The sequence below is a fragment of the Microbacterium sp. Leaf351 genome (genome assembly GCF_001423825.1).
GTDB lineage: Bacteria > Actinomycetota > Actinomycetes > Actinomycetales > Microbacteriaceae > Microbacterium > Microbacterium ginsengisoli.
The window spans coordinates 17,670-21,938 of record NZ_LMPK01000012.1 but is presented as its reverse complement, the minus strand read 5'-3'; the positions used below and the strand labels follow the sequence as shown (position 1 = coordinate 21,938).

Annotated in this window: 5 protein-coding genes; all 5 read left to right on the top strand. The window is 71.3% G+C overall.

Features of this window, described 5'->3' with window-relative positions:
* Nucleotides 1–856, top strand: an 856-nt coding sequence (locus ASG00_RS04990) for an alpha-ketoacid dehydrogenase subunit beta (protein ID WP_056207433.1), incomplete at its 5' end; no start/stop codon positions are given.
* Between the two features lie 24 nt (nt 857–880).
* Entirely contained in the window at nt 881–2,188 is a 1,308-nt protein-coding gene (locus tag ASG00_RS04985) for a dihydrolipoamide acetyltransferase family protein (RefSeq protein ID WP_056207347.1), read from the top strand.
* Nucleotides 2,189–2,275: 87 nt separating this feature from the next.
* Nucleotides 2,276–3,241 (top strand): metal ABC transporter solute-binding protein, Zn/Mn family, encoded by a 966-nt coding sequence (locus ASG00_RS04980; protein ID WP_056207344.1) that lies wholly within the window; start codon nt 2,276–2,278, stop codon nt 3,239–3,241.
* Nucleotides 3,238–4,053: a metal ABC transporter ATP-binding protein gene (locus ASG00_RS04975; protein WP_056207342.1), complete on the top strand. Its 816-nt coding sequence runs from the start codon at nt 3,238–3,240 to the stop codon at nt 4,051–4,053. Before ASG00_RS04980 ends, ASG00_RS04975 begins: the two co-directional genes overlap by 4 nt.
* Nucleotides 4,050–4,269, top strand: a 220-nt coding sequence (locus ASG00_RS16995; RefSeq protein ID WP_235559178.1) for a metal ABC transporter permease, incomplete at its 3' end; no start/stop codon positions are given. The genes ASG00_RS04975 and ASG00_RS16995, both read left to right, overlap by 4 nt.

Sequence of the window (4,269 nt, the reverse complement as noted above, 5' to 3'; positions counted from 1 at the left end):
GACCGAGGGCCTGCAGGCCGAGTTCGGCGACCGCCGGGTGATCGACACGCCGCTGGCCGAGTCTGGCATCCTCGGCACCGCGATCGGCCTCGCCATGGCCGGCTTCCGGCCCGTGTGCGAGATCCAGTTCGACGGGTTCGTGTTCCCCGCGTTCGACCAGATCACGTCGCAGCTCGCCAAGATGACCAACCGCCACGAGGGCGTGCTCTCGATGCCGATCGTGATCCGCATCCCCTACGGCGGCCACATCGGCGCGGTCGAGCACCATCAGGAGAGCCCGGAGACCTACTTCACGCACACGCCGGGTCTGCGGGTCGTGAGCCCGTCGACCGCGAACGACGCGTACTGGATGATCCAGGAGGCCATCGCCTCCAACGACCCGGTCGTCTTCCTCGAGCCGAAGAGCCGCTACTGGCACAAGGGCGAGGTCGACCTCGAGGCATCCGCTCTGCCGCTGCACGCGTCGCGCATCGTGCGCCGCGGCACCGACGTCACGCTTGTCGGTCACGGCGCCATGGTCTCGGTGCTGCTGCAGGCCGCAGCGCTCGCAGAGAGCGAGGGCACGAGCTGCGAGGTCGTCGACGTGCGGTCGCTGTCGCCGATCGACTACGGACCCGTGCTCGAATCCGTGCGCCGCACCGGTCGCATGGTCTACGCGCAGGAGGCTCCCGGCTTCGTGAGCGTCGGCAGCGAGGTGGCGGCCACGGTCGCGGAGAAGGCGTTCTACGCGCTGGAGGCGCCGGTGATCCGGGTGTCGGGCTTCGACACCCCCTTCCCGCCCGCGAAGCTCGAGGGCGTGTACCTGCCCGACCCCGACCGCATCCTCGAGGCCGTCGACCGCAGCCTCGCCTACTGAGACCGCACCGCGAAAGGAACCCGGATGAGCGACCAGACCTTCCACCTCCCGGACGTCGGCGAAGGCCTCACCGAGGCCGAGATCGTCTCGTGGCGCGTGGCCCCCGGCGACACCGTCGACGTCAACGACGTGCTCGTCGAGATCGAGACGGCCAAGTCGCTCGTCGAGCTGCCGTCGCCCTTCGCGGGCACCGTCGGCGAGCTGCTCGTGGCCGAGGGTGCGACCGTCGACGTCGGCGCGGCGATCATCACGATCTCGGGCGGGCAGGATGCCGCGGCCCCCGCGTCACCCGCCGCGCCGGCCGCCGATCCGGGCGAGGGCTCCGGGTCGGTGCTCGTCGGCTACGGCTCGGCGGAGCAGGTGCACTCGCGTCGGCGCAAGCCCGCCGAGAAGCCCGTCGCCGCATCGGTCGGTGTGGTCGCGAAGCCCCCGATCCGCAAGCTCGCGCGTGACCTCGGTGTCGACCTCGCCTCGGTCGTGCCGAGCGGCCCGGCGGGCGAGGTCACCCGTGAGGACGTCGTCGCGCATGCCTCGCAGGCGAGCGTGTTCCGCAACATCGAGACGCCGGAGTGGCCGGAGGTGCGCGAGGAGACGATCGCCGTCGCGGCCGCGGCATCCGAGGTCGACGACGTGCGCGTCGAGTCGATCCCCGTGCGCGGCGTGCGCAAGGCGACCGCGAGTGCGATGACGTCGAGCGCCTACTCGGCGCCGCACGTGTCGGTGTGGACGGATGTCGACGCCACCCGCACGATGGAGCTCGTCAAGCGCCTGAAGGCCTCGCCCGACTTCGCCGACATCAAGGTCTCGCCGCTGCTGATCATGGCGCGCGCGGTGATCTGGGCGGTGCGCCGCACGCCGATGGTGAACGCCGCGTGGGTCGAGGGCGACGACGGCGCCCAGATCTCGGTGCGCCACTACGTGAACCTCGGCATCGCCGCGGCGACTCCGCGGGGCCTCCTCGTGCCGAACATCAAGGACGCGCAGGACCTCAGCATGCGCGATCTCGCCCGCGCGCTCGAGAAGCTCACGCTGACCGCCCGTGAGGGTCGTACCGCACCGGCCGACCAGCAGGGCGGCACCATCACGATCACGAACATCGGCGTGTTCGGGATGGACGCCGGCACCCCGATCATCAATCCGGGCGAGTCCGGCATCGTCGCGCTCGGCACGATCCGGCAGAAGCCGTGGGTCGTCGACGGCGAGGTGCGCCCCCGCTGGGTGACCACCGTCGCCGGGTCGTTCGACCACCGGGTAATCGACGGGGACGGCATGAGCCGGTTCATCGCCGACGTCGCCGCCGTGCTCGAGGAGCCCGCGCTGCTGGTCGAGTAGCCGTGGCAGCACGGCCGGGGGCCGGTGCTGCAGCGTCCCCCGCGGCGCGATTTTGAGAACGATTATCACTAAGCATAAGCTGTCCGCATGCGATCCCCCCGGACCCTCCTCGCCCTGCCCCTGCTCGCCGCCGCGGCAGCCCTGACACTGTCGGGCTGCACGGGGGCGGCGGCATCCTCACCGTCGTCGTCGGGCGGCACCATCCAGGTCGTCGCCTCGACGAACGTCTACGGCGACATCGCGCAGACCGTCGGCGGGTCGGCCGTGCAGGTGACCTCGATCATCGCCAACGAGTCGCAGGACCCGCACGACTTCGAGGCGAGCGCCGCCGACCAGCTCACCGTCAAGAACGCGCAGCTGCTCATCGAGAACGGCGGCGGCTACGACCCCTTCCTCGACCAGCTCGTGCAGGCCACCGGCTCCACGGCGCCGATGATCACCGCCGCGACCCTCTCGCCCGAGTACCCGGCCGACGGCAACACCGCCGAGCACAAGGACGACGCCGATCACGCCCACGACCACCTCGAGGGCTTCAACGAGCACGTCTTCTACGACCCCGCCGTCATGAAGACGGTGGCCGCCAAGATCGCGACCGAGCTCGGCGCGCTCGACCCTTCCCAGGCGGCGACGTTCACCGCGAACGCGCAGGCGTTCGGCACCCAGATGGACACGATCGAGCAGAGCATCGCCACCATTGCCGCCGCTCACGCGGGGGTGGGAGTGTTCGTCACCGAGCCCCTGCCGCTCTACCTCACCGACACCGCCGGCTTGGACAACGTCACTCCGGTCGCGTTCAGTGAGGCCGTCGAGGGCGGCCAGGATGTCCCGCCGGCGACCCTGCTGCAGGCGCTCGCCCTCATCTCCGACGGCAGCGCGAAGGTCGTCATCGTCAACGCGCAGGCCGCCGGAGCAGAGACGACCCAGGTCGAGGACGCGGCGAAGGCTGCGAACGTCCCCGTGCTGAAGTTCTCCGAGATCCTCCCGGCAGGCCAGACTTATGCACAGTGGATGCAGCAGAACGTGACCCAGCTGGCCGACGCGCTGGGCAAGTGACCCCGGCCCCCTCGCCGCTTCGCATCTCGGGTGCCGCGCTCCGCCGCGGCACCCGAGAGCTGTGGAGCGGCCTCGACCTCGAGCTCGCCCCCGGTGAGCTCGTCGCCGTGCTCGGGCCGAGCGGTTCCGGGAAGACCACACTGCTGCGCGCGATCCTCGGCCTCGAGCGGCTGAGCGAGGGATCGGTCACCGCGCTCGGCCGGCGCGTGACGCGCCCGGGCAACCGGCGCGTCGGCTACATCCCCCAGCAGCGGCCGCTCCCGCGTGAGACGTCGCTGCGCGCGCGCGACCTCGTCGGACTCGGCGTCGACGGCCACCGCTTCGGCCTGCCGATCCCGCGGCGCGGCGACCGCGCCCGCATCGACGCGCTTCTCGGCGAGGTCGGCGCCGCCGCCTTCGCCGACCGCCCGGTGGGACTCCTGTCGGGCGGCGAGCAGCAGCGCCTGCGCGTCGGCCAGGCGCTCGCCGACGACCCGAAGCTGCTGCTGTGCGACGAGCCCCTCACGAGCCTCGATCTCGCCAACCAGCAGGCGATCGTCTCCCTCATCGACCGGCATCGTCGCGAGAAGGATGCCGCGGTGCTCTTCGTCACCCACGACATCAACCCGGTGCTCGACTCGGTCGATCGCATCCTCTACCTCGCCGGCGGCCGTTTCACGCTCGGGCGACCCGCGGACGTCCTCGACTCGGCGGTGCTCTCGGAGCTCTACGGCGCCCCGGTCTACGTGCTGCGCGCCGGCGACCGGCTGGTCGTCGTGGGCGCGCCGGATGCCGAGGCATCCCCTCACCATCACGGCGAGGAGCACGGATGAACGGCGACGCGATCGGCAACGCCCTCTTCGGCGGCATCTCGCAGTACGGCGCGATCCTCGCCCTGGTGCAGAACTCCGTCTGGGCGGGAGCGCTCCTCGGCCTCGTGGGGGGCCTCATCGGTGTGTTCGTCATGCAGCGCGACATGGCCTTCGCGGTGCACGGCATCTCGGAGCTCTCGTTCGCCGGAGCGGCGGCGGCCCTGCTGTTCGGCTTCG

What these genes read in the sequence shown, in the direction of transcription:
- ASG00_RS04985 (WP_056207347.1), top strand. Translation starts at nt 881, where the DNA reads ATGAGCGACCAGACCTTCCACCTCCCGGACGTCGGCGAAGGCCTCACC.
- ASG00_RS04980 (WP_056207344.1), top strand. Translation starts at nt 2,276, where the DNA reads ATGCGATCCCCCCGGACCCTCCTCGCCCTGCCCCTGCTCGCCGCCGCG.